The sequence below is a fragment of the Pseudonocardia sp. P1 genome, assembly GCF_000178675.2.
Classification (GTDB): Bacteria; Actinomycetota; Actinomycetes; order Mycobacteriales; family Pseudonocardiaceae; genus Pseudonocardia.
The window spans coordinates 4,382,417-4,407,408 of record NZ_ADUJ02000001.1; the positions used below are offsets into that span (position 1 = coordinate 4,382,417).

At 72.1% G+C, this 24,992-nt stretch carries 21 protein-coding genes; 20 read left to right on the forward strand and 1 reads right to left on the reverse strand.

What is annotated here, in order from left to right:
* Positions 1-39 precede the first annotated feature (39 nt).
* The 19 genes from PP1_RS20150 (at position 40) to PP1_RS20240 (ending at position 22,491) form a co-directional block, all read left to right on the forward strand.
* The gene (locus PP1_RS20150) at positions 40-1,197 is read left to right on the forward strand and encodes a glycosyltransferase family 4 protein (protein WP_050802201.1); all 1,158 of its coding nucleotides are present in this window, start codon (positions 40-42) and stop codon (positions 1,195-1,197) included.
* Between the two features lie 68 nt (positions 1,198-1,265).
* Positions 1,266-1,850 carry a hypothetical protein gene (locus PP1_RS20155; protein WP_139323967.1) on the forward strand — a complete coding sequence of 195 codons (585 nt, stop codon included), beginning with the start codon at positions 1,266-1,268 and terminating at the stop codon, positions 1,848-1,850.
* Positions 1,851-1,873: 23 nt separating this feature from the next.
* Entirely contained in the window at positions 1,874-2,566 is a 693-nt protein-coding gene (locus tag PP1_RS20160) for a demethylmenaquinone methyltransferase (protein WP_010224825.1), read from the forward strand.
* 1,400 nt (positions 2,567-3,966) lie between these two features.
* Positions 3,967-4,332, forward strand: a complete 366-nt coding sequence (locus PP1_RS20165) for an NADH-quinone oxidoreductase subunit A (RefSeq protein ID WP_010244283.1) — start codon at positions 3,967-3,969, stop codon at positions 4,330-4,332.
* A 7-nt stretch (positions 4,333-4,339) separates the two neighbouring features.
* Positions 4,340-5,047 carry a NuoB/complex I 20 kDa subunit family protein gene (locus tag PP1_RS20170; RefSeq protein WP_010244280.1) on the forward strand — a complete coding sequence of 236 codons (708 nt, stop codon included), beginning with the start codon at positions 4,340-4,342 and terminating at the stop codon, positions 5,045-5,047.
* Complete coding sequence (locus tag PP1_RS20175) at positions 5,044-5,859, forward strand: NADH-quinone oxidoreductase subunit C (protein ID WP_010244276.1); 816 nt, start codon at positions 5,044-5,046, stop codon at positions 5,857-5,859. The genes PP1_RS20170 and PP1_RS20175 overlap by 4 nt, the downstream gene beginning before the upstream one ends.
* A complete protein-coding gene (locus tag PP1_RS20180; RefSeq protein WP_010244273.1) occupies positions 5,856-7,208 on the forward strand; it encodes an NADH-quinone oxidoreductase subunit D in 1,353 nt (450 codons plus the stop codon). The genes PP1_RS20175 and PP1_RS20180 overlap by 4 nt, the downstream gene beginning before the upstream one ends.
* Positions 7,205-8,035 carry an NADH-quinone oxidoreductase subunit NuoE gene (gene nuoE, locus PP1_RS20185; RefSeq protein WP_010244270.1) on the forward strand — a complete coding sequence of 277 codons (831 nt, stop codon included), beginning with the start codon at positions 7,205-7,207 and terminating at the stop codon, positions 8,033-8,035. The genes PP1_RS20180 and nuoE overlap by 4 nt, the downstream gene beginning before the upstream one ends.
* 4 nt (positions 8,036-8,039) lie before the next feature.
* Positions 8,040-9,422 (forward strand): NADH-quinone oxidoreductase subunit NuoF, encoded by a 1,383-nt coding sequence (gene nuoF / locus PP1_RS20190; RefSeq protein ID WP_033200784.1) that lies wholly within the window; start codon positions 8,040-8,042, stop codon positions 9,420-9,422.
* Entirely contained in the window at positions 9,419-11,860 is a 2,442-nt protein-coding gene (locus PP1_RS20195) for an NADH-quinone oxidoreductase subunit G (RefSeq protein ID WP_010244264.1), read from the forward strand. The genes nuoF and PP1_RS20195 overlap by 4 nt, the downstream gene beginning before the upstream one ends.
* A 41-nt stretch (positions 11,861-11,901) precedes the next feature.
* The gene (gene nuoH / locus PP1_RS20200; RefSeq protein WP_029240154.1) at positions 11,902-13,146 is read left to right on the forward strand and encodes an NADH-quinone oxidoreductase subunit NuoH; all 1,245 of its coding nucleotides are present in this window, start codon (positions 11,902-11,904) and stop codon (positions 13,144-13,146) included.
* Positions 13,147-13,686, forward strand: a complete 540-nt coding sequence (gene nuoI, locus PP1_RS20205) for an NADH-quinone oxidoreductase subunit NuoI (RefSeq protein WP_010244258.1) — start codon at positions 13,147-13,149, stop codon at positions 13,684-13,686. It begins immediately after the preceding gene.
* Positions 13,683-14,537 carry an NADH-quinone oxidoreductase subunit J gene (locus PP1_RS20210; RefSeq protein WP_010244255.1) on the forward strand — a complete coding sequence of 285 codons (855 nt, stop codon included), beginning with the start codon at positions 13,683-13,685 and terminating at the stop codon, positions 14,535-14,537. The genes nuoI and PP1_RS20210 overlap by 4 nt, the downstream gene beginning before the upstream one ends.
* Positions 14,534-14,833, forward strand: a complete 300-nt coding sequence (gene nuoK / locus PP1_RS20215) for an NADH-quinone oxidoreductase subunit NuoK (protein ID WP_010244252.1) — start codon at positions 14,534-14,536, stop codon at positions 14,831-14,833. The genes PP1_RS20210 and nuoK overlap by 4 nt, the downstream gene beginning before the upstream one ends.
* Positions 14,834-14,905: 72 nt before the next feature.
* Entirely contained in the window at positions 14,906-16,801 is a 1,896-nt protein-coding gene (gene nuoL / locus PP1_RS20220) for an NADH-quinone oxidoreductase subunit L (RefSeq protein WP_029240153.1), read from the forward strand.
* Positions 16,798-18,456 carry an NADH-quinone oxidoreductase subunit M gene (locus tag PP1_RS20225; protein WP_010244247.1) on the forward strand — a complete coding sequence of 553 codons (1,659 nt, stop codon included), beginning with the start codon at positions 16,798-16,800 and terminating at the stop codon, positions 18,454-18,456. The genes nuoL and PP1_RS20225 overlap by 4 nt, the downstream gene beginning before the upstream one ends.
* Positions 18,453-20,078, forward strand: a complete 1,626-nt coding sequence (gene nuoN / locus PP1_RS20230; RefSeq protein WP_010244244.1) for an NADH-quinone oxidoreductase subunit NuoN — start codon at positions 18,453-18,455, stop codon at positions 20,076-20,078. Before PP1_RS20225 ends, nuoN begins: the two co-directional genes overlap by 4 nt.
* A 48-nt stretch (positions 20,079-20,126) precedes the next feature.
* A complete protein-coding gene (locus PP1_RS20235; RefSeq protein WP_050802602.1) occupies positions 20,127-21,104 on the forward strand; it encodes a polyprenyl synthetase family protein in 978 nt (325 codons plus the stop codon).
* A 277-nt stretch (positions 21,105-21,381) separates the two neighbouring features.
* The gene (locus PP1_RS20240) at positions 21,382-22,491 is read left to right on the forward strand and encodes a DUF222 domain-containing protein (RefSeq protein WP_249266052.1); all 1,110 of its coding nucleotides are present in this window, start codon (positions 21,382-21,384) and stop codon (positions 22,489-22,491) included.
* 232 nt (positions 22,492-22,723) lie between these two features.
* Here PP1_RS20240 and rarD read toward each other — a convergent pair whose 3' ends face one another.
* Positions 22,724-23,656 (reverse strand): EamA family transporter RarD, encoded by a 933-nt coding sequence (gene rarD / locus PP1_RS20245; protein WP_010243140.1) that lies wholly within the window; start codon positions 23,654-23,656, stop codon positions 22,724-22,726.
* A gap of 160 nt (positions 23,657-23,816) precedes the next feature.
* Here rarD and PP1_RS20250 point away from each other — a divergent pair, with 160 nt between their 5' ends.
* Complete coding sequence (locus PP1_RS20250; RefSeq protein ID WP_010243142.1) at positions 23,817-24,965, forward strand: sunset domain-containing protein; 1,149 nt, start codon at positions 23,817-23,819, stop codon at positions 24,963-24,965.
* The last annotated feature ends 27 nt before the right edge of the window (positions 24,966-24,992 follow it).

Below are 24,992 nucleotides of genomic sequence, written 5' to 3' on the forward strand. Positions count from 1 at the left end.
GGACCCGGCCCGGCGTCCCGCTCCGAGCACTGTCGAACCGTGCGCGTCGCAATCGTCTCGGAATGCTTCCTGCCGGTGGTCAACGGCGTCACCAACTCCGTCCTGCGGGTGTGCGAGCACCTGCGGGCCGGTGGTCACGACGTCCTCGTGATCGCACCCGGGTCCGGTGAGCCGCAGGAGTACGACGGGATCCCGGTCGTCCGGATCCCCGCCGTCGGGCTCCCGGTGGTCAACTCGATGCCGGTCGGCGTCCCGAGCCGCCGGGTGCTCACCGCGCTGCGGGCGTTCCGGCCGGACGTCGTCCACCTGGCCGCGCCGTTCGTCGTCGGGGCGCGGGGGCTGGCCGCCGCGCGCCGGCTCGGCATCCCGACGGTCGCGATCTACCAGACCGACGTCGCCGGGTTCGCCTCGTCGTACGGGCTCGGTCTCACCGCCCGTGCGGCCTGGCGCTGGACCTGCCGGCTGCACTCGATGGCGGACCGCACGCTCGCCCCGTCCAGCTGGGCGACCGGCGCGCTGCGCGAGCGCGGCGTCCCGCGGGTGCACCAGTGGGCGCGCGGCGTCGACACCCGGCGGTTCACCCCCTCCCGGCGCGACGACGCGCTGCGCGCCGAGCTGGCGCCGGACGGGGAACGGCTGATCGGGTTCGTCGGCCGGCTGGCCCCGGAGAAGCAGGTCGACCGGCTCGCGGTGCTGGGGTCGATGCCCGGGACGCGGCTGGTCGTCGTCGGGGACGGGCCGAGCGCGGACGGGCTGCGGGAGCGGCTGCCGTCGGCGGCGTTCCTCGGGCACCGCGGCGGCGACGAGCTCGCCCGGATCTACGCCAGCCTCGACGTCTTCGTCCACACCGGACAGGCCGAGACGTTCTGCCAGGCCGTGCAGGAGGCGCTGGCCTCCGGTGTCCCGGTCGTCGCGCCGGACGCGGGCGGACCGCGCGACCTCGTCCTGCCCGGCCGCACCGGGTACCTCGTCGCGCCCCGCCCGGACGGCGGCGAGCCCGGCGATCCCGCCACCGACGAGGCCGACCGCGAGCTGGTCGGCGCCGTCACCGCGCTGTGCGACCCGGGCCGCAACCGGGCGTTCGGCACCGCCGCCCGCCAGTCCGTCCTGCGCCGCACCTGGACCGCGGTCGGGGACGAGCTGCTCGCGCACTACACCCAGGTGCTGCACGCCGCGCCCGAGCACCTCGCCGCCTGACCCCGCTCGGTCGCGGCTGCGTAGTCGTGCGGATCCGGGAGCAGCCCGCCCGGCGCAGGCTCGGCGGCATGACACACGTGGGCACGACCGTCGTCGTCGAACCGCAGGGTGAGCTCGCCGGGGTGGACACCTCGGCCGCCGTCGCGCAGATGCAGCGGCTGCTCGACCGCAACCCGGCCGTCCGTGCGACGGCCAGGGCCGAGGTGCTGGCCGCGCCGCACCGGGTGCTGCCGCCGGTGCTGTTCGCCCTGTCGGAGAACCTGGTCGCCGAGGGCGACATGGCGGAGGCCGCCCGCTGGTTCTACGCGGCCCAGGTCCGTGCCCGGTTCGACGCGACCCGCTGCACCGACCCCACGGCCGCGTCGGCGGTCGGGGTGCTGCGCGAGCGGTTCGGCGAGGCGGTGAACCGGTGGGCCTTCGCCGACCCGGCCCGGGTCCGGCGCGCCGCCGTGCGGGCCGTCGCCTGGGACCGGGGCGCCCCGCACGACTACGACCACCGGTGGATCGCCCTGCACGGGATGGGCGCCTTCACCGGACCCGGGACCGGCGTCGACACCCCCGCCGGGGAGTGGCCGGCGACCGCGGCCCGGGTCCGTGCGGAGTACCTGTCCGGGCTGCGCGAGGTCCTGCGGGAGCAGTTCGGCGAGCGGTGACCGCCGCTGCGTACGCTCGTGGCGTGTCCCGCGCCGAGCTCGACAAGGATCCGCACGACGTCGCCCGGATGTTCGACGGCGTCGCCCGGCGCTACGACCTGACCAACACCGCGATGTCCGGCGGTCAGGACCGCTACTGGCGGGTGCAGACCCGGCGCGCACTGGCCCTCTCGCCCGGCGAGAAGGTCCTCGACCTCGCCGCCGGTACCGCGGTGTCCACCGTCGAGCTCGCGAAGGACGGCGCCTGGTGCGTCGCCGCCGACTTCTCGCTGGGCATGCTGCGCGCGGGCGCCCACCGCGACGTGCCGAAGGCCGCCGCCGACGCCCTGCACCTGCCCTTCGCCGACGCCTCGTTCGACGCCGTCACGATCTCCTTCGGCCTGCGCAACGTCGCCGACACCGTGGCCGGGCTGCGCGAGATGGCCCGGGTGACCCGCCCCGGCGGACGTCTCGTGGTCTGCGAGTTCTCCACCCCCACCTGGGCGCCGTTCCGCGCGCTCTACCAGGGCGCCGTCCTCGGGCACCTGATCCCCACCGTGGCCCGCACGGTGTCCTCGAACCCGGACGCCTACCTCTACCTCGCCGAGTCGATCCGGGACTGGCCCGACCAGGCCGCGCTCTCCCAGAAGATCGCCGACGCGGGCTGGGAGCGGGTGGCCTGGCGCAACCTCACCGTCGGCGCCGTGGCGCTGCACCGGGCGTACAAGCCCGCCTGACCCACGCCGGCCTCCGCGCCGACGCCCCGTCCCGGCGCCGCCGCCGCGCCGTGCCGCCGCGCCGTGCCGCCGGGGCCGTGCCGCCGCGCCTCGTCCCCCGGGCCCCCGCCCCGCCTCCGCGCCGCGCCCCTCCGCGCCCCCCTCCGCGCCGCGCCCCGCCTCCGCGCCCCGCATCGCGCCGCGCCTCCGCGCCGCGCCGCGATGCGGCCGCACAGGTTCTGTGCTGCCCGCGCAGATTCCGTGCCTTCCGCACAAGTCCGGACCTGTGCGGCAGGCAACGAACCTGTGCGGTCGCGGTGCGGCTGTGCGGCTTCCCGGCGCCGGGTGTGCGGCCGCTCGGCCGGGTGTGCGGTTCCTCGGAGGTGTGCGGCTGTCGGCCGGGTGCGGGTCCTCGAGGGTGTGTGGCTGTCGGCCGGGTGTGCGGTCCTTCGCGGGCGTGCGGCTGTCGCGGCCTCTCCCACGTCGTGCTCCACCCCGTTGCCGCCGCCCGATGCGGCACGGCACCGCCAGCCGGGCGAATCGCCCCCGGGGCCCCGGCCCCCGGCGCCCGCCCCCGCCGGGCCACCCTCGCCGCCCACCCCCCAGCGCAACCGCACACCCTTGCGGCGTCCCGCACAGGCTCGGAGTTGTGCGGCGAGCCAGCAGACTGTGCGGCTGGAAGAGAGCCTGTGCGGTTACGGGTGCGACAGCTGCCGCCGGGGGAGCGGTACCGCCGCTGCGGGGTACGCGGCGGGCCTGCGGGCTGTGCGGCTGCCCTGCAGGGTGCGCGACTGCTCGGGAAGCTGTGCGGCGATCCGTGGGTGCCCGGCGCGTCAGAGCCGGACCGGCGGCCGGACCACGGCCGACCGCACGGGGCGGTGCCCCCCGGCCGCCGGCACCGGGCCGAGGGGCACCGTTCTCCGCGCGCCGGGCGGCTCCTGCATCCCGAGCGCTCCGGCCCGACCGGCGGTTCCTGCATCGCCCGAGCGCTCCGGCCCCGACCGACCGGTCCTGCACGGCCCGATCGGTCCTGCACGGATTCGTGCCTGCACCGACCGACCGCTCCCGCACGGGGCGAGCGCTGTCGCACCGGCCGGGCGGTGCCGGACCCTCTGTCACCGCCCGGTCGCGTCGCGTTGCGCCGCAAGAAGTTCGTCGTCCTCGCCCGATCCGCCGACGCGGATCCGTGGCTCACGTCCTACACTCGTCGCGACGTTCGTGAAGTTTTTCACAAGCGTGGTGCTCGACACGGCGATCGGAGGGCCTCGACCAGCGACGATGTGGATCACACGTGATCCAGGTCCCCCCTCAGGTAAGGCTCGCCTGGGTTCTTCGTCACACGGTGGCGGACATAGGGTCCCCCCGACCGGCTTGTCGATCACCACCAACGACGGTGGCGGCGCGACCACGAAGGTGAACGGATGCTCGATCCCTATCTCCCGCTCGTCCTGCTGTTCGCGTTGGCGGCGGGGTTCGCGGTGTTCTCGGTCGCCGCGGCGCCACTGATCGGGCCGCGCCGGTTCAACCGGGCGAAGCTGGACTCCTACGAGTGCGGCATCGAGCCCTCGCCGCAGCCCGTCGTCGGTGGCGGTCGCGTCCCGGTCGCCTACTACCTCACGGCGATGCTGTTCATCCTGTTCGACATCGAGCTGGTGTTCATGTACCCGTACGCCGTCGTCGCCGACGCGGTCGGTGTCTTCGGGTTCGTGGCCATCACGCTCTACATCGCCACGATCGCCTTCGCGTACGCCTACGAATGGCGTCGCGGCGGGCTCGAGTGGAACTGAGGCCGTCATGGGACTCGAGGAGAACCTGCCCAGCGGTGTCCTGCTGACCAACGTCGAGAAGCTGGTCAACTGGACCCGGAAGTCGTCGCTCTGGCCCGCCACGTTCGGCCTGGCCTGCTGCGCCATCGAGATGATGACCACCGGCGCACCGCGCTACGACCTCGCGCGGTTCGGCATGGAGGTCTTCCGTGCCTCGCCGCGCCAGGCCGACCTGATGATCGTCGCGGGCCGGGTGAGCAACAAGATGGCGCCGGTCCTGCGCCAGATCTACGACCAGATGCCCGAGCCGCGCTGGGTGCTCGCGATGGGCGTGTGCGCCAGCTCCGGCGGCATGTTCAACAACTACGCGATCGTCCAGGGCGTCGACCACGTCGTGCCGGTGGACATGTACCTGCCGGGCTGCCCGCCGCGGCCGGAGATGCTCATCGACGCGATCCTGAAGATCCACGCCAAGATCATGGACGAGCCGCTGGGCCCGAAGCGGGCCGCCGAGCTGGCCGAGTCCGGGTACCGGACGCCGATGGTGCCGTCGTCGGTGAAGTTCGCGCCGAAGCACAAGCAGCTGGACGCGCTGAAGAGCACGCCCACCCCGGACGTCCCGAACCATCTCGAGCCGGGCGCGCAGCCGAAGCCGGCCCTGAACGAGCTGGTCGCGGCCGAGCGGCCGGACCTGCCGTCGCTGGCCGACGCCGCGCGTGGAGGTGAGCAGCAGTGACCGGACCGACCGGTACCTCGAAGGACGACGCCGAGCCGACCGGCGGCGAGCACTCGTCGTCGCAGGAGAGCGGCGCCGCGCTGGAGCAGCAGCAGGCCGGTGGTGGTGGGGACGCGCTGGCCGGTGTCCGGCCCGCCGCCCGCATCACCGAGACCCGGGCACGCTCGGGCATGTTCGGCGTCCGCGGCACCGGGGACACCTCCGGCTACGGCGGGCTGACGCTGCCCGGGTACGCGCCGGCGCCGGCCGAGCGGCCCTTCGGCGGCTGGTTCGACGAGTTCGCCGACGAGCTGGGCGCGGCGATGGACGAGCGATCCATCCCGCGGGACGCGATCGAGCAGGTCACGATCGACCGCGACGAGATGACCCTGTACGTGCTGCCCGACAAGCTCAACGCGGTCGCCCGCACGCTGCGCGACGACCCGGGCCTGCGCTTCGAGTTCTGCGCGACGGTGTCCGGTGTGGACTACTCGGCGCCGGACGGGTCGCCCGTCGACCGGCCGGTGCACGTCGCCTACCACCTGCTGTCCATGACCTACCGGCGCCGCATCCGGCTCGAGGTCGCGCTGGACATCGAGAACCTGCACGTCGACAGCGTCGTCGACGTGTACCCCACCGCGGACTGGCACGAGCGCGAGACCTGGGACATGTTCGGCGTCGTCTTCGACGGCCATCCCGCGCTGACCCGGATCCTCATGCCGGACGACTGGGAGGGCCACCCCCAGCGCAAGAGCTACCCGCTGGGCGGCATCCCCGTGGAGTACAAGGGGGCGGAGATCCCGCCGCCCGACGAGCGGAGGGCCTACTCGTGACGAGCACCGACGACCGCCCCACCACACCGCAGCAGGACCCCTACGCCGCTCCCGGCCGGGAGACCACCGAGGGCACCGTCTACACGGTCACCGGTGGCGACTGGGACACCCTGATGGATGCGGACCACGACGACCGCATCGTCATCAACATGGGTCCGCAGCACCCGTCGACGCACGGCGTGCTGCGACTCGTCCTCGAGCTGGAGGGCGAGACCGTCACCCAGGGCCGTGCGGTGATCGGCTACCTGCACACCGGCATCGAGAAGAACTGCGAGTACCGGACCTGGACGCAGGGGGTCACGTTCGTGACCCGCGCGGACTACCTGGCGCCGCTGTTCAACGAGGCCGCGTACTGCATGGCCGTCGAGAAGCTGCTCGACGTCGAGGTGCCGCACCGGGCCGAGCACATCCGGGTGCTGCTCATGGAGCTCAACCGGATCGGTTCGCACCTGGTCGCGCTCGCCACCGGCGGCATGGAGCTGGGCGCGCTGACCGGCATGACGTCGGGGTTCCGCGAGCGCGAGGAGGTCCTGCACCTGCTCGAGTTCCTGACCGGCCTGCGGATGAACCACGCGTTCATCCGGCCCGGCGGGCTCGCCCAGGACCTCCCCGAGGGGTACCGGGAGCGGGTCACCGAGTTCCTCGACGTCATGGACTCGCGGCTGCCCGACTACGACCGCCTGCTCACCGGCCAGCCGATCTGGAAGCAGCGGCTGGAGGGTGTCGGCTACCTGCCCGTCGACGGCTGCCTGGCGCTCGGTGCGTCCGGTCCGATCCTGCGGTCGGCCGGGCTGGCCTGGGACCTGCGCAAGCACATGCCGTACTCGGTCTACGACGAGTACGACTTCGAGGTCCCGACGGCGACCGAGGCCGACTGCTACGCCCGCTACCGGCTGCGTGTCGCCGAGATCCACGAGTCGCTGAAGATCATGCGGCAGGCGCTGGCGAAGCTCGACGAGATCGGCCCCGGCCGGGTCATGGTCGACGACCCGAAGGTCGCGTGGCCGGCTCAGCTCTCGATCGGCAGCGACGGCATGGGCACGACGCTCGAGCACGTCCGCAAGATCATGGGCCAGTCGATGGAGTCGCTGATCCACCACTTCAAGCTGGTGACCGAGGGCTTCCACGTGCCGCCGGGCCAGGCCTATGTCGGCGTCGAGTCCCCGCGCGGCGAGCTCGGCGTCCACCTGGTCTCCGACGGCGGCACCCGCCCGGTCCGCGTCCACGTGCGCGACCCCAGCTTCGTGAACCTGCAGACGATGCCCGCGATGAGCGAGGGCGGCCAGGTCGCCGACGTCATCGCGGCCGTCGCGTCGATCGACCCCGTGATGGGAGGTTGCGACCGATGACCCTCCCCGGAGGCAACCCGGAGTCCAACTCGCCGGCCCCGGTCACCCCGACGGAGCGCGAGTTCCCCGCACCGCCGGAGCCGTCGCCGGTCTCGCCGACGTTCGACGAGCTCACCCGCGCGCGGACGAAGGAGACCATCGCCCAGTACCCGGAGCCGCGGTCGGCGCTGCTCCCGCTGCTGCACCTGGTGCAGTCGGTCGAGGGCTACGTCAGCCAGGACGGCATCCGCTACTGCGCCGAGGCCCTCGAGCTGACCACGGCCGAGGTGTCCGCGGTGGCGACGTTCTACACGATGTACAAGCGCAGTCCCTGCGGCGAGCACCTGGTCAGCGTGTGCACCAACACGCTGTGCGCGGCGCTCGGCGGGGACGACATCTACGCCCGGCTGCAGACCCACCTGGGTTCCGAGGACCGCCCGCTGGGGCACGAGGAGACGGTGGGCGAGCCGGGCACGACCGGCTCCATCACGCTCGAGCACGCGGAGTGCCTGGCGGCGTGCGATCTCGCCCCGGTCCTGCAGGTCGACTACGAGTACTTCGACAACCAGTCGGTCGAGTCGGCGGTCGAGCTGGTCGACGCGCTGCGCCGCGGTGAGCGTCCGCAGCCGACCCGCGGTGCCCCGCTGACCGACCTCCGCACCGTCGAGCTGGAGCTGGCCGGCTTCACCGACGAGGCGGCCCCGGTCGACGAGACCGCTCGGGTCGAGGGGCCGTCGTCGGCGATCGAGTCGGTGCGGGGGGCGCGGCTGGCCGAGGACAACGGCTGGACCGCCCCGGCGATGCCCGGCAGCCCGCCCGCGATGCCCGCGCTACCGGAGAAGAAGTGATCGCATGAGCACCACAGAGCCTGTGCGCAAGCCGGACCCGGTCACGCCCGTCCTGACGAGGCGGTGGCTGTCGCCGCGGTCGTGGTCCATCGACACCTACGAGCAGCTCGACGGCTACACGTCGCTGCGCACCGCGTTCGCCGCCCACCCGGACCAGCTCATCCAGCTGATCAAGGACTCCGGCCTGCGCGGCCGCGGCGGCGCGGGGTTCCCGACCGGCATGAAGTGGGGCTTCATCCCGCAGGACGACGGCAGCGGGAAGGGCCCCGGCGCGAAGCCGAAGTACCTGGTCATCAACGCCGACGAGGGCGAGCCGGGCACCTGCAAGGACATCCCGACGATGATGGCCGACCCGCACTCGCTCATCGAGGGCTGCATCGTCACCAGCTACGCGATCCGCGCGAACTTCTGCGCGATCTACGTGCGCGGCGAGGCGCTGCACTGCATCCGCCGGCTCCGTGCCGCGGTCCGTGAGGCGAAGGCGCGCGGCTACCTCGGCACCGACATCCTCGGCTCCGGGTTCGACCTGGAGATCGTGGTGCACGCTGGTGCCGGCGCCTACATCTGCGGCGAGGAGACGGCGCTGCTCGACTCGCTGGAGGGCCGGCGCGGCCAGCCGCGGCTCAAGCCGCCGTTCCCGGCGACCGCCGGGCTGTACGCCTGCCCGACCGTCGTGAACAACGTCGAGACCATCGCGAGCGTCCCGGCGATCGTCAACGGCGGCTCGGACTGGTTCCGCTCGATGGGCCGGGAGAAGTCGCCCGGCCCGAAGATCTACTCGATCTCCGGGCACGTCGAGCGCCCCGGCCAGTACGAGGCCCCGCTCGGCATCACGCTGCGCGAGCTGCTGGAGCTGGCCGGCGGCATGAAGGACGGCGTCCCGCTGAAGTTCTGGACGCCGGGCGGCTCGTCGACGCCGCTGCTCACCGCCGACCACCTCGACGTCCCGCTCGACTTCGAGGGCGCCGCCGAGGCCGGTTCCATGCTGGGGACGACCGCGGTGCAGGTCTTCAACGAGACCGTCTCGGTGCCGTGGGCGGTCATGAAGTGGACCGAGTTCTACAAGCACGAGAGCTGCGGCAAGTGCACCCCGTGCCGCGAGGGCACGTACTGGCTGGTGCAGGTGCTGGAGCGCATGGTGCACGGCCAGGGCACGAGCGCGGACGTCGACATGATGCTCGACGTCTGCGACAACATCCTCGGCCGCTCGTTCTGTGCGCTCGGGGACGGCGCCACGTCCCCCATCACCAGCGGCATCACGTACTTCCGCCAGGAGTTCCTGGACCTCATCGCGGAGCAGCCCGATGTGGACCGCCCGGAGCAGCTGACGGACGTGGAGCTCGCGCAACGGACCAACGGCACTGAACTGACCGGAGCCACCGCATGACGATCGCGCCGGACGAGAAGACCGAGACCCCGGTCCCCGAGGGCCACGTCCGCCTCACCATCGACGGCCAGGTCGTCGACGCCCCCAAGGGCGAGCTGCTGATCCGCACCTGCGAGCGCCTCGGCATCGTGATCCCGCGGTTCTGCGACCACCCGCTGCTCGACCCGGCCGGCGCCTGCCGGCAGTGCCTGGTCGAGGTCGAGATGGGCGGCCGGCCGATGCCGAAGCCGCAGGCCAGCTGCACGATGACCGTCGCCGACGGCATGGTCGTCAAGACCCAGCACACGTCGGAGCGGGCGGACAAGGCGCAGCAGGGCGTGATGGAGCTGCTGCTCATCAACCACCCGCTGGACTGCCCGATCTGCGACAAGGGCGGCGAGTGCCCGCTGCAGAACCAGGCGATGGCGCACGGCCGCGCCGACTCCCGGTTCGTGGAGACGAAGCGGACGTTCCCGAAGCCGCTGCCGATCTCCACCGAGGTGCTGCTGGACCGCGAGCGCTGCGTGCTGTGCCAGCGCTGCACCCGGTTCTCCGAGGAGATCGCCGGCGACCCGTTCATCGACCTGCTGGAGCGCGGCGCGAACCAGCAGGTCGGGATCGCCGAGGACCAGCCGTTCCAGTCGTACTTCTCGGGCAACACGATCCAGATCTGCCCGGTCGGCGCGCTGACCAGCGCCGCGTACCGGTTCCGCTCCCGGCCGTTCGACCTGCGCTCGACGCCCGGCACCTGCGAGCACTGCAGCTCCGGCTGCGACATGCGGACCGACTCCCGGCGCGGGACGGTGCTGCGCCGCCTGGCAGGCAACGACCCGGAGGTCAACGAGGAGTGGCTCTGCGACAAGGGCCGTTTCGCCTTCCGCTACCTCGGCAGCCGGGAACGGATCACCCGGCCGATGGTGCGCCGGGAGAACGGTGAGCTGGAGGAGGCCTCCTGGACCGAGGCGCTGCAGGTCGCCGCGGAGGGCCTCCTCGCGGCCCGCGACGGCGCCGGCATCGGCGTGCTGCCCGGCGGTCGGCTCACCGTCGAGGACGCCTACGCCTACTCCAAGTTCGCTCGCGTCGTCGCCCGCACCAACGACATCGACTTCCGGGCCCGGCCGCACTCCGACGAGGAGCTGGAGTTCCTGGCCGCCCACGTCGCCGGGGGCACCCCCGACGACGCGGTGACCTTCGAGCGGATCGAGAACGCCCCGGCGGTGCTCACCGTCGGGACCGATCCCGAGGAGGAGTCCGGGATCGTCTTCCTCCGGCTGCGCAAGGCGTGGCGGAAGAAGGGGCTGCGGCACTTCCAGGTCGGACCCTTCACCTCGACCGGCGCGGAGAAGACCGGGGCCACGGTGCTGCACGCCGTGCCGGGCGCCGAGGCCGCGGTCGTCGCCGACCCCGGTGCCGACGTCGTGACGGCGCTGGAGCAGCCGGGCACGGTGATCCTCGTCGGGGACCGCGCGGCGGAATCGCCCGGCCTCTACTCGGCGGTCTCGGCACTGGCCGCGCGGACCGGGGCGGCGATCGGCTGGCTGCCGCGCCGGGCCGGGGACCGCGGGGCGCTGGAGGCCGGTGCGCTGCCGACCCTGCTGCCCGGCGGGCGTCCGGTGACCGACGCCGCGGCCCGCGCCGAGCTGGAGCAGGCCTGGGGCTCCGGGCCGCTGCCGGAGCGGCCCGGTCGCGACGGTGACGCCATCCTGGCGGCCGCCGCGGGTGGTGCGCTGGCGGCACTCGTCGTCGGCGGGGTGGACCCGCAGGACATGGCCGACCCGCAGGCCGCGATCACCGCGCTGCGGGAGGTCGGTTTCCTGGTCAGCCTGGAGATCCACACCTCGGCGGTGACGGAGCTGGCCGACGTCGTGCTGCCGGTCGCGCCGGACGCCCAGCGCTCCGGGACCTACGTCAACTGGGAGGGCCGCCGCCGCCCGTTCGGCGTCGCGCTGGACGCGGCCGGCGTCCTGCCGGACTGCCGGGTGCTGGACACCCTCGGCGTCGAGATGGACGTCGACCTGTTCACCCAGACCCCGGCCGCCGCGGCCGGGGAGCTCGACCGGCTCGGCTCGCACCGTCCGGGCACCGCCGCACCGTCCCGGGCACCGGGTGAGGCGCGCCGTCCCGGCTACGGCCAGGCCGTCCTCGCGACGTCCCGCCAGCTGGTCGACGACGCCTCGCTCGCGATCGACGAGCCGGCGCTGGCGGGCACCGCACGGCGGCCCTACGTGAAGGTCAACGCGGCCACCGCCGAGCGCCTCGGCCTCGTCGAGGGCGACGACGCGGCGGTCCGCACCGACCGCGGCACGATCACCCTCCCGGTCTCGCTGACCGACCTGCCGGACGGCGTCGTGTGGCTGCCCACCTGCTCGCCCGGCTCGCACGTCCGGCCCACCCTCGGGGCCGGGCACGGTGACCTCGTCGGCGTGGCGCCGGCCGGCCCGAACGGGAGCGACTCGTGAACCTCCTGCCGCTGCAGGTGCCCGCGCCTCCGATCGAGGGGATGACGCGCACCCAGCAACTGCTGGCGGACGACCCGATCTGGCTGATCCTGATCAAGGTCGTCGGGCTCTTCGCGCTCGGCGTCGTGCTGACCCTGTTCATGATCAACTGGGAGCGCAAGGTCGTCGGCCGGATGCAGCACCGTCCGGGGCCGAACCGGACCGGTCCCGGTGGCTGGCTCCAGAGCCTCGCCGACGGGCTGAAGCTGGCGTTCAAGGAAGACATCATGCCGGCGCTCGCCGACAAGAAGGTCTACTTCGTCGCCCCGATCATCTCGACGGTGCCGGCGTTCGTGGCCCTCTCGGTGATCCCGTTCGGCGGCGAGGTCACGATCTTCGGCGAGGAGACCGTGCTGCAGCTGGTCGACGTGCCGGTCGGCGTGCTCGTCGTGCTGGCCTGCTCGTCGATCGGTGTCTACGGGATCGTGCTCGGCGGGTGGGCCTCCGGCTCGCCGTACTCCCTGCTCGGCGCGCTGCGCTCCGCGGCGCAGGTGATCTCCTACGAGATCGCGCTCGGTCTGTCGCTGGTCGGCGTGGTGCTCTACGCCGGGTCCGGTTCCACCGCCGACATCGTCGCGTCGCAGTCGAGCGGCTGGTACGCGATCCTGCTGGTGCCGAGCTTCGTGGTCTTCGTGATCGCGATGGTCGGCGAGACCAACCGCGCCCCGTTCGACCTCCCCGAGGCCGAGTCCGAGCTCGTCGGCGGGTTCCACACCGAGTACTCGTCGCTGAAGTTCGCGCTGTTCTTCCTCGCCGAGTACGTGAACATGGTGACCGTCTCGGCGATGGCGGTGACGCTGTTCCTCGGCGGCGGGATGTGGCCGTGGCCGCTGAGCTTCCTCAACGAGTACGGCTGGCTGCAGTTCCTGCTCTTCATCGCGAAGATCCTGCTGTTCCTGTTCGTCTTCATCTGGCTGCGCGGCACGCTGCCGCGGTTCCGCTACGACCAGTTCATGAAGCTGGGATGGAAGGTCCTCATCCCGGTGATGCTGGTGTGGACCGTCGCGATCTTCGGCATCCGCGCCTTCCAGAGCTCCGGTGGCGACAACGTCGTCCTGCTGCTGTCGCTGATCGGGTTCGCGCTGGCCGTCGTCCTCGCGGTGGCCTTCCTGCTCCCGGACCGGCAGGTCGAGCCACCACCGGTGGAACCGGCGTCGGACTACCCGGTGCCGCCACTGGACCTGAAGGTCCCCGAATCACCCCCCAGGCGTCGCAAGGCCGTCGGTGCCGGAAGGGAGAGCGAGTAGATGTTCGACTTCTTCAAGGGTTTCGGCGTCACATTCTCGACGATGTTCAAGAAGGTCGTCACCGAGGAGTACCCCGAGGACTTCCCCCCGGCCGCGCCCCGCTACCACGGTCGGCACCAGCTCAACCGGCACCCGGACGGGCTGGAGAAGTGCGTCGGCTGCGAGCTGTGCGCCTGGGCGTGCCCGGCCGACGCGATCTACGTCGAGGGCGGCGACAACACCGAGGAGGCCCGGTACTCCCCGGGTGAGCGCTACGGCGCGATCTACCAGATCAACTACCTGCGGTGCATCGGCTGCGGCCTGTGCATCGAGGCCTGCCCGACCCGTTCGCTGACGATGACGAACTTCTACGAGCTGGCCGACGACAACCGGCAGGACCTCATCTACACCAAGGAGCAGCTGATGGCTCCGCTGCTGCCGGGGATGGAGCAGCCGCCGCACCCGATGCGTCTGGGCGACGACGAGCAGGACTACTACGTCTCCGGGCCGACGCTCGCGAAGGTCTCCGTCCTGGACCAGACCGGGGAGCAGGTGCGATGACAACCCCGTACGCCGTGCTGGCCCAGGCCGCCGGGGAGGTGACGACGGGCGAGGCGATCACGTTCTGGATCCTCGGCCCGGTGGCCCTGGCCGGCGCGCTCGGCCTGGTCTTCGCCCGGCACGCGGTGCACGCCGCGCTGCTGCTGGTGCTGACGATGTTCTCGATCGCGGTGCTCTACATCGTGCAGTCGGCGCCGTTCCTCGGGTTCGTGCAGATCATCGTCTACACCGGCGCGGTGATGATGCTGTTCCTGTTCGTCCTGATGCTGGTCGGGAAGGACTCGAAGGACTCGGTGATCGAGGTGCTCCGCGGTCAGCGGGCCGCGGCGTTGGTGTTCGGCGTCGGGCTCGCCGCGCTGCTGGTCGCCGGGATCTCCCGGGGCCTCACCGAGGTCACCCCGGCCGGCCTGCAGGCGGGCGGGATGGGCGGCAGCGCGAACGTCGCCGGGCTCGGCAGGCTGATCTTCACCGACTATCTGCTGGCGTTCGAGCTGTCGGCGGCGCTGCTGATGGTGGCCGCGCTCGGCGGGATGGTGCTGACCGGGTCGCAGAGCTCCCAGCACGCCAAGCTCTCGCAGCGCGAGACGGTGCTGCGACGGCTGCGCGGGCAGCACGCCCGGATCTCGCCGTTGCCCGGCCCGGGTGTCTACGCGACCGCGAACTCGGTGGCGGTGCCGGCGCTGCTGCCGGACGGGTCGATCGCACAGGACTCGATGGCGGAGATCATCGAGTCGGTCGCGGTCGACGTCCCCGACACCACGACGCCGGACGCGCACGCGCTCACCGGACGTCCCGCCCCCGACCGCACGATCGAGTCGGGCGAGGCGAGTGCGACCGGGGAGGACCGATGACACCCGAGTACTACCTGCTGCTCTCGGCCCTGCTGTTCAGCATCGGTGCCGTCGGCGTGCTCGTCCGCCGCAACGCCGTCGTGGTGTTCATGTGCATCGAGCTGATGCTGAACGCCGTCAACCTGTCCCTGGTCACGTTCTCGCGGATCAACGGGAACCTCGACGGCCAGGTGATGGCGCTGTTCGTGATGGTCGTCGCCGCCTGTGAGGTCGTGGTCGGCCTCGCGATCATCACTGCGATCTTCCGCGCCCGGCAGTCGTCCTCGGTGGACGACGCGAACCTGCTGAAGTACTAGGAGCGGACAACGGTGACCCAGCTCCCCCTCACCCTCGCGCAGGCGGTCGAACCCGCCACCGGCGCCGCGTCGCTGGCGTGGCTGCTGATCGCGCTCCCCGCCGCGGGCGCACTGGTGCTGTTCCTGGCCGGCCGCCGCGCCGACGCCTGGGGCCACTGGCTCGGCGTCGCGACCGTGGTGGCCGCCTTCGCCGTCGGCCTCGCGATCTTCGTCGAGACCCTCGGGCTCGACCCGGACGCCCGCACCCGCGAGCTCTCGATCTACGAGTGGATGTCGTCCGGCGCGCTGAGCGTGGACTTCGGCGTCCGGCTCGACCCGCTGTCGCTGACGTTCGTCCTGCTCATCACCGGTGTCGGTGCGCTCATCCACCTCTACTCGGTGGGCTACATGAGCGACGACCCGAACCGCCGGCGGTTCTTCGCCCAGCTGAACCTGTTCGTCGCGGCCATGCTCGTGCTGGTCCTCGGCAACAACTTCGTGATGCTGTACCTCGGCTGGGAGGGCGTCGGCCTGGCGTCCTACCTGCTGATCGGCTTCTACCAGGACCGGGCGTCCGCGGCGACGGCCGCGAAGAAGGCGTTCATCATGAACCGGGTCGGCGACGTCGGCCTGGCCATCGCGATCTTCCTGCTCTGGCTGGAGCTCGGGACGCTGCAGTACACCGAGGTCTTCGCCCGGATCGGCGAGGTGCCCGGCGGGACCGTCCTGGCGGTCACCCTCCTGCTCCTGCTCGGCGCCTGCGGCAAGTCGGGCCAGTTCCCGCTGCAGTCCTGGCTCCCGGACGCGATGGAGGGCCCGACCCCGGTCTCGGCCCTGATCCACGCGGCGACGATGGTCACCGCGGGTGTCTACCTCATCGCGCGCGCCTCGCCGGTCTACGACCTCTCGGAGACCGGTCGGCTGGTCGTCTCGATCATCGGCGTGGTCACGCTGATGATCGGTGCGATCGTCGGCTGCGCCTACGACGACATCAAGAAGGTGCTGGCCTACTCCACGGTCAGCCAGATCGGCTACATGATCCTGGCCGTCGGGCTCGGCCCGGTCGGCTACGCGCTCGGCATCCTGCACCTGCTCACGCACGGCTTCTTCAAGGCGGGGCTCTTCCTCGGGGCCGGCTCGGTCATGCACGCCATGAACGACGACGTCGACATGCGCCGGTTCGGCGGGCTGTGGAAGAAGATGCCGGTCACCTTCGTGACCTTCGGCCTCGGCTACCTCGCGCTGATCGGGTTCCCGTTCCTGTCCGGCTACTTCTCCAAGGACGCGATCATCGAGGCCGCGTTCGCCCAGGACGGCTGGCAGGGCTGGACCTTCGGCGGGCTCGCGACGCTCGCGGCCGGCCTGACCGGCTTCTACATGACCCGGCTGATGCTCATGACCTTCTTCGGTGAGAGCCGCTGGAAGGACCTGAGATCCACCGACGGCCGGGAGTACCACCCGCACGAGTCCCCGGTGACGATGACCGTCCCGATGATCGTGCTGGCGTTCGGCTCGGTGTTCGCCGGTGGCCTGCTCTACGGGGTGCTGCCGACCTGGCTGGCACCGTCGGTCGGGGAGCGGGTCGAGGCCGAGGGCGGGGTGCTGCCGCACGCGGTGATCCCGTGGCTGGTCGTCGGGATCTCGCTGCTCGGCGTCCTGCTCGCGTACCTGTTCGTCGGGCGCTCCTCCGTGCCGGTGGAACGCCCGCAGCGGGTCTCGCCGGTCGTCCGGGCGGCCCGCGCCGACCTCGGGGCGAACGCCTTCAACGAGACCGTCATCGAGCGGCCCGGGATCTGGCTCACCCGGCTGCTGGTGTTCTTCGACAACCGCGGGATCGACGGCGTGGTCAACGGGACCGCGGCCGCGTTCGGCGGTGGCTCCGGCAGGCTCCGCCGGATGCAGACCGGCTTCGTCCGGTCCTATGCCCTATCGATGCTCGGCGGCGGGGTCATCATCGTCGCGGCGATGCTGGCGGTGAGGTTCGCATGATCGCCCAGGCCCAGATGGTCGACCCGATCGTCCCCGGGTCCGGTGGGAACCCGTTCCTGCTGGTCCTGCTGCTGGTCCCGGTGGCCGGCGCGCTGGTGATGTACCCGTTGCGCCGCAACGTGCCCGCCGCGAAGGCCGTCGCGATGGCGACGGCGTTGCTGGAGTTCGTGCTCGTCGTCGTCGCCTGGGGGATGTACTCGATCCCCTCGGCGCAGGCGGGCACCCGCTTCCAGCTGGAGTTCTCGCTCCCGTGGATCCCGGCCTTCGGCACCCACATCGCCTTCGGCGTCGACGGCATCGCGCTGGCGATGATCGCGCTCACCGCGTTCCTCGTGCCCGGCCTGATGCTGTTCGCCTGGGCGGAGAAGCTGCCCGAGGGGCGTTCGGCGGCCGGCTACTTCGCGCTGCTGCTGGCCACCGAGGCGACGCTGGTCGGCGTCTTCGCCGCGACCGACGTCTTCCTGTTCTACGTGTTCTTCGAGGCCATGCTGGTCCCGATGTACTTCCTGATCGGTCGCTTCGGCGGACCGAGGCGGCAGTACGCGGCGGTGAAGTTCTTCCTCTACTCGCTGCTCGGCGGCCTGATCATGCTGGCCTCGCTGATCGGCCTGTTCGTGGTCAGCGAGCAGCAGCTCGGGCAGGGGACCTTCACCTGGGCCGAGCTGCAGACGATGGCGGCGAGCGTGCCGCCGTCGACCCAGGTGTGGTTGTTCCTCGGCTTCTTCGTCGCGTTCGCGATCAAGGCGCCGCTGGTGCCGTTCCACACCTGGCTGCCCGACGCCGGCGCCGAGGCCCCGATCGTCGGGGCGGTGCTGCTCGTCGGCGTCCTCGACAAGGTCGGCACGTTCGGCTTCCTCCGCTACCTGCTGCCGCTGTTCCCGCAGGCCAGCCAGATCATGGCGCCGGTGGTGCTGGTGCTGGCGGTCGCCGGGATCGTCTACGCGGCGCTGCTCGCGGTCGGCCAGACCGACATGGGCCGGTTCGTCGCCTACACGTCGGTCGCGCACTTCGGGTTCATCGCGCTCGGGGTGTTCGCGTTCTCCTCGCAGGCCTTCGCCGGGGCGACGCTCTACATGGTCAACCACGGTCTCTCGACCGGCATGCTGTTCGTGATGGTCGGCGTGCTGATCAGCCGCGGTGGGTCCCGGCTGATCTCCGACTACGGCGGTGTCGCGAAGCTGGCGCCGGTGATGGCGGGCTGCCTGCTGCTGGCCGGGATGTCGTCGCTGGCGCTGCCGGGCACGAACTCGTTCGTCTCGGAGTTCCTGGTGCTCCTCGGGTCGTTCCCGACCCGCCCGGTGTTCACGATCATCGCGACCGTCGGGATCATCTTCGCCGCGCTCTACGTGCTGTGGTTCTACCAGCGCACGATGCAGGGCCCGGTCCGCGGCGACGCCGTCATCGCGGCCCTGGAGCGCGGGGGCGCGGGCGGGCCCGGGTCGATGATCGACCCGGTGGTCGCTGCGCAACGCAAGGGCAGCGGCTTCCCGGACCTCACCGGCCGTGAGATCGGCGTGCTCGCGCCGCTGATCGTCGCGATCGTCGTGCTGGGCTTCTACCCGGCGCCGGTGCTCGACCTGATCAACCCGTCGGTGACGGCGACCATGGCAGAGCTCGGCCTGCCCGACCCGGTGCCCGCTGGAGGGATCCGATGACCGTGCTGCTCCCGACGGCCCTCCCGGCGCAGGTGACGCAGATCGAGATGCCACCGATCGACTGGGCGGCGTCCTCGCCGCTGTGGATCGTGTTCGCCGGCGCCTGCGTGTCGGTGCTGCTGGAGGCGTTCCTGCCCCGGCACCAGCGCTGGCCGGTGCAGGTGCTGTGGACCGGGATCACCCTGGTCGCGGCGCTGGTGGCACTGGCGGGGTACGCGCTGTCGTCGCCCGGGCCGGTGCTCACCTTCGGCGCGGCACTGGCCGTCGACAGTCCCGCTCTGTTCCTGTGGGGCACGCTGATCGTGCTGGCGATCCCGAGCCTCCTCCTGCTGGCGGACCGGTCGGTCGAACCCGGCGGGGTGTTCGTGGCCTCCGCGGCCGAGCGGGCCGCGGCCCGCGCCGGCGTCCCCGCCACCGGTGGCGGGGCACCTCCCGAGCACGTGGACCGCTCCTACGGCGCGCCGGACGAGCAGCCGACGATGCAGACGGAGCCGTTCCCGTTCGTGCTGTTCGCGCTCGGCGGGATGATGGCGTTCGTCGCGGCCAACGACCTGCTGACGATGTTCATCGCGCTCGAGGTGCTGTCGCTCCCGCTGTACCTGATGTGTGGCCTGGCCCGTCGCCGGCGGCTGCTGTCGCAGGAGGCGGCGGTCAAGTACTTCCTGCTGGGTGCCTTCGGCTCGGCGTTCTTCCTCTACGGGATCGCGCTGCTCTACGGCTACGCCGGGTCGGTGCGGCTGAGCGCGATCTCGCAGGCCACCGCGGGCACGCTCGCGTCGGACACGCTGCTGTTCGCCGGGCTCGCCCTGCTCCTGGTGGGGCTGCTGTTCAAGGGGTCGGTGGCGCCGTTCCACACCTGGACGCCGGACGTCTACCAGGGCGCCCCGACACCGGTCACCGCGTTCATGGCGGCCTGCACGAAGGTCGCCGCGTTCGGGGCGATCGCCCGCGTGCTCTACGTCGGGTTCGGCAGCACCGTCTGGGAGTGGCGGGGCGTGCTCTGGGCGGTCGCGATCGTGTCGATGGTCGTCGGCGCGGTGCTCGGCCTGACCCAGACCGACGTGAAGCGGATGATCGCCTACTCGTCGATCGCCCACGCCGGGTTCATCCTGCTCGGCGCGATGGCCCTCACCCCGCAGGGCACCGCCGGGCTGCTCTTCTACCTGCTCGCCTACGGCTTCACCACGGTCGCGGTGTTCGGCGTGGTGTCGCTGGTCCGCGGCCCGGACGGCGAGGCGAGCCACCTGTCGGCCTGGGCCGGGCTCGCGAAGCGGTCCCCGCTCGCTGCGGGGATCATGACGTTCCTGCTGCTCGCGCTCGCCGGAATCCCGCTGACCAGCGGGTTCACCGCCAAGTTCGCGGTGTTCTCGGCCGCCTCGGCGGACGGGATGGTGCCGCTCGTCGTGATCGCGCTCGTCGCGTCGGCGGTGGCCGCGTTCTTCTACCTGAGGATCGTCGTGCTCATGTACTTCAGCGAGCCTGCGGAGGACGGCCCGACCGTCGTCGTGCCGGGTGCGTTCACCACCGTGGCGATCACGTTGGGCACGCTCGCGACGCTGGTACTGGGGATTCTTCCCACACCCGTCCTCGAATGGGCCGCCAGCGGCGCGTTCGCGGGCTGACGTTCGTACGCTGTGGGGGTGGAGACACAGAGTGTGGCCGGGGTCCGGATGGCCGATCCGGCCCTGGCGGAGGCCACGGCGGACGGGCTGAAGCGGGTCGAGGACCTGTTGCACCGCGAGGTGCACAGCGACTACGAGTTCGTCACCGAGACCTCGCTGCACCTGATCGAGGCGGGCGGGAAGCGGTTCCGGCCGCTGTTCACGCTGCTCGCGGCCCAGGTGGGGCCGCATCCGGAACGCGACGGCGTGATCACGGCGGCCGCGGTGGTGGAGCTGATCCACCTCGCGACGCTGTACCACGACGACGTCATGGACGAGGCCGCGATGCGCCGCGGCGCGGAGTCGGCCAACTCCCGCTGGGACAACTCGATCGCGATCCTGACCGGCGACTTCCTGTTCGCGCACGCGTCGCGCCTGGTCGCCGACCTCGGCCCGGACGCGGTCCGCATCATCGCCGAGACGTTCGCCCAGCTGGTGACGGGGCAGATGCGGGAGACCCGCGGCCCGAAGCCGTCGGACGACCCGGTGGAGCACTACCTGCGGGTCGTCGGGGAGAAGACCGGGTCGCTGATCGCGACGTCCGGCCGCTACGGCGGGATGTTCTCCGGGGCCCCCACCGAGCACATCGAGGCGCTGCACCGGTTCGGTGACGTGATCGGGACGGCGTTCCAGATCTCCGACGACATCATCGACATCGCCAGCCCCGCGGACGACTCCGGCAAGACCCCGGGGACCGACCTGCGGGAGGGCGTGCACACCCTGCCGATGCTGTACGCACTGCGCGACGGGGACGACTCGCCGTCGGCGCGGCGGCTGCGGGAGCTGCTGGCGGCCCCCATCACCGACGACGACGAGGTGGCCGAGGCCCTCGACCTCCTCCGGTCGGGCGACGCGCTGGTCCGGGCACGGGAGACGGTCGCGGGTTACGCCGACCGGGCACGGGCCGAGCTCGCGGTGCTCCCGGCCTGTCCGGCGATCGACGCCCTGCGGACCCTGACCGACTACACCGTCGAGCGGACCGGCTGAGCCCGGTCCGCCGGTGGCGGGCGCTTTCGTCGGGAGCAGGGCCGGCGGCGGCCTCGGCGGCCGCCCGGCGGGTTGCTCGGTGTCCTCGATGCGCTGAGACACCATCTGTGTCGGACGCCGTGCGGACACGCGGTGGCCGCCGGCTTCCGGCTCCGGGCCGTATCCGTCCCGAACGGTGGCGGGATGCCGGGCGGCAGCACTCTCCTTCCTGGTCAGGAGTTTGCTATCGCGAACGTTTACTAGCGGATCGAACATATGGTCGAGTACCTTCGACTGTATGACCGCGGTCCAGGAACCTCCACGCACCGGACTGCCTGCCGGGGATCCGGGGTTCCCTCAGGTCGATCTGGCGCTGGTGCAGCTGGCGGTGGAGCAGGCCGCGCAGGACGACCTGTCCGGTGTGTCCGAGGCGGAGTTGATCGATCAGATTCAGCAGCTGGAGTCGGTGCAGCACTCCTTGGCGGCGTTGCAGGCGACTCGGGTGCGGGCGTTTGCCCGGCTCCATGTGGAGAACGGCATCGCGGCCGGGCAGGTCGATCCGGATCGGTTGCTGCGTGGGGTGGTGGCGCAGGTCGGGTTGGCCTGTCGGGTGTCGCCGGCCGAGGCGCGGCGTCGGGTGAGCACGGCCCGGGATCTGCACGATGGTCTCGATCATGTGCGTGGGTTGTTCGGGGCCGGTGAGTTGAGCTCGGCGAAGGTGGCGGTGGTGGTGGCCGCGTGTTCGGGTCTGGACCGTGCTGAGCGTGCCGCGGTGGATGTTCGTCTGGCTGCGCACGATCTGACCAGGCTCGGTCTGGGCCGGTTGCGGGATCTTGCCCGCCGGTTCGCCGCCGAGGTCGCGCCGGGGAAGTTCCTCGCCCGCGTGGAGTCCGCACGGGCGGAACGGCGCGTGACCCTGCGTCCGGCGCCGGATGCGATGACCTTCCTGACCGCGTATCTGCCGGTGGAGCAGGGTGTGGCGTGTCTGGCCGCCCTGAACAAGGCGTTCACCGAGGTGTCGGTGAATCCGGCACCGTTGACCCGGACCCGCGGTCAGGTCATGGCCGACACGCTCGTCGAGCGCCTCACCGGACAGGCGATGGCGACCGATGTGGATGTCGAGGTCCAGGTCGTGGTGCCGATCGAGGCGCTGCTGGATCCGGAGTCGCCGTTGCCGGCGGAGATCCCCGGCCACGGCCCCGTCCCGGTCGAACTCCTCGCCACGAGCGAGGGGAGGAAGACCCTGCGCCGCCTGATCACCTCCGACGGTGTCGTGATCGGCGGGGACTCCCGCCAGCGCACCTTCACCGGGCTGCTGGCGCGCCTGGTGCGGGCGCGGGCCGGGGAACCGGTGTACCGAGCCGTACTGCGATGCCCCGGTGCGGCATATCGATCACATCCGCCGTGATGCCGACGGGGGAGCGACCGAGTTCGACAACGGGAGGGGTGTGTGCGAGTTCCACAACCATGTCCGGGAGCAGGCGGGGTGGCGCGTCGCGCGGGGCCCCGACGGCGCGGTGCGGACCACGACCCCCACGGGGCACACCTACCGGGCGCCCGGATGACCGACCTGCGCAGGCCGTCGGTGCTGACCCGCCCTGCTCCGCCGCGGACCGGCTCTCCTGGCTCGGAGCCGGCCCTCAGGCGACCGCCGGCGCGACGGGTGCCCGTCGGGCCCGGCGGACGAGGTCGATCGTGAAGACGACCAGGGCCAGCCACACGAGCACGAACCCGGCCCAGCGGGTCGGTGGCATGGCCTCGCCGACGACGAGGACGCCCCACAGGAACTGCAGTGTCGGGTTGATGTAGAGGAGTACCCCGAGTGTCGAGAGCGGGAGTCGCCGGGCCGCGGAGCCGTACAGGAACAGCGGCAGCGCCGTGGCCGGCCCGGCGGAGAGCATCAGCAGCAGGTGCCACGGGCCGAGGGACACGAACGTCCCGCTGCCCGCGGACTCCAGGACGAGCAGGTAGATCGTCGCCGGGACGAGCAGCACCAGCCCCTCGGCGGTCAGGCTGGTGGCGGCGGGCAGCCGCACCGTGGCCTTGAACAGGCCGTAGATCCCGAACGAGCCCGCCAGGACCATCGACAGCCAGGGGACCTCGCCGTTGCCGAACGCGATCACCCCGACGGCGACGACCGCCAGGGCGAGCGCCACCCACTGCATCGGCCGCAACCGTTCCCGCAGCACGACGACGCCGAGCAGTACCCCCACCAGCGGCGTCATGTAGTAGCCGAGCGCCGCCTCGACGACCCGGCCGACCGAGACGCCCCAGATGAACATTCCCCAGTTGACGGCGATGAACACCGCGGCCGCCGCGGTCGCACACCAGCCGCGCAGGTCCAGCCGGCGCAGGTCGCTCCAACCGCGCAGGACGGTGAGGACGACGGACATGAGCACCGCCGTCCAGACGATGCGGTGGGCGAGCACCTCGACCGGCGCCGCCGGATCGAGCAGCGGCCAGAACGCCGGGAACAGCCCCCAGATCACGTAGGCGGTGACGCCGGTGGCCAGTCCCTTCGGGTCCAGCTCGTCCCGTTCGGGGGTGGTTCGTTCGGGCGAATGCGCCGTCATCGCGTTACCGTTCCGAGCCCCGTCACGGGCACCATGATCCGGTACGGGCACGCGGGCGCGCGACCGGCTTACCGGCACGCACGATCCGTGATACCGATACCAGGCACGTGCGCTACCGAGGAACAGCGCCGGGGAACACCCGGCGGACGGAGGTCCGGTCATGGGCTGGATGTGGGTACTGCTCGCGGTCGTCGTCGTTCTCGTGGTGGCCGGGCTCGTCGTGGTCCGGGCACGGGGGCGGAACGCCGGCCCGGACGACGCCGTCACGGCGGAGACGTCCGGTGACGCCGGTCCGGGCGGTGCGGAGCCGGACCCCCGCGCGCACACGCCCTCGCCGGACGCCGAGCCTCCGGGGGACGGCCCGGACGACGCGTCTCCGTCCGCGGTGGACCGGTCGGCCGGGCCCGCGACCGTGACGGCGGGGGAGCGGTCCGTGGACCACGGTCCCGGCGCCGGTACAGGGCCGGGCGGAGCCGCGAGTCCGCCCACCTCCGTGACGGAGAACGAGGGGGAGATCTCCGCCTCGACCCCGGAGATCGCGACGCCGGAGGCCGCGACGCCGGAGATCGCGACCTCGGAGGCCGCGACGCCGGAGACCGCGGCCCCGATCGCCGTGGACGGGGACGCCACGGACCCGGATGCCGCGGGTCCCGACGACGCCGCCCAGGGTGCCGCCGTCCCGGACGCCGTTGGTCCCGATGCGGTCCCGACCGCCACCGGCTCGGACGTCACGAACCCGAACGCTGCCGCCCCTGACGCCGCGCATGCGGACACCGTGGCCCCGGAGACCGGGGCGGCCGCAACCGCCACCTCCCGCACCGCGGACGACGGCGAGGGCGCCCCCGTCTCGATCCCGCGGCAGCAGGACGGCACCACCGACGACGCGGAACCGTCCGGCCGCCACGCCCTGCGCGACGGCGTCGCACCGCAGCCGCTCCCGGATCTCGACCTGTCCGAGGAGCCGGCCCCGCCGGAGCCCGTGACGGCGTCGTCCCGGACGGGGAGGCCGTCGTCCGGCGGGTCGGCGCTCGCCGCCCTGGACTCCCGGCTCATCGGGCCGGCCGCGGCGTCCGACCCGGTTCCCGAGGGATCGCGCCCGGGCCCGTTCCCCGGATCGGTCCTGGCGCCCACGGACGGCGCCGAGCCGCCGGAGTCCCACCGGGTCAAGGTGCACAGCGGATCCCGGCGGTTCCACACGACGGAGTCCCCGTACTACGTGCGCACCCGCGCCGACCTGTACTTCACCGCGGAGGACGACGCCCGTGCCGCCGGCTTCATCGCCTGGCACGAGCGACCCGGATCCCGCTGACCGCCACCGCGGCAACTCGACGACGGC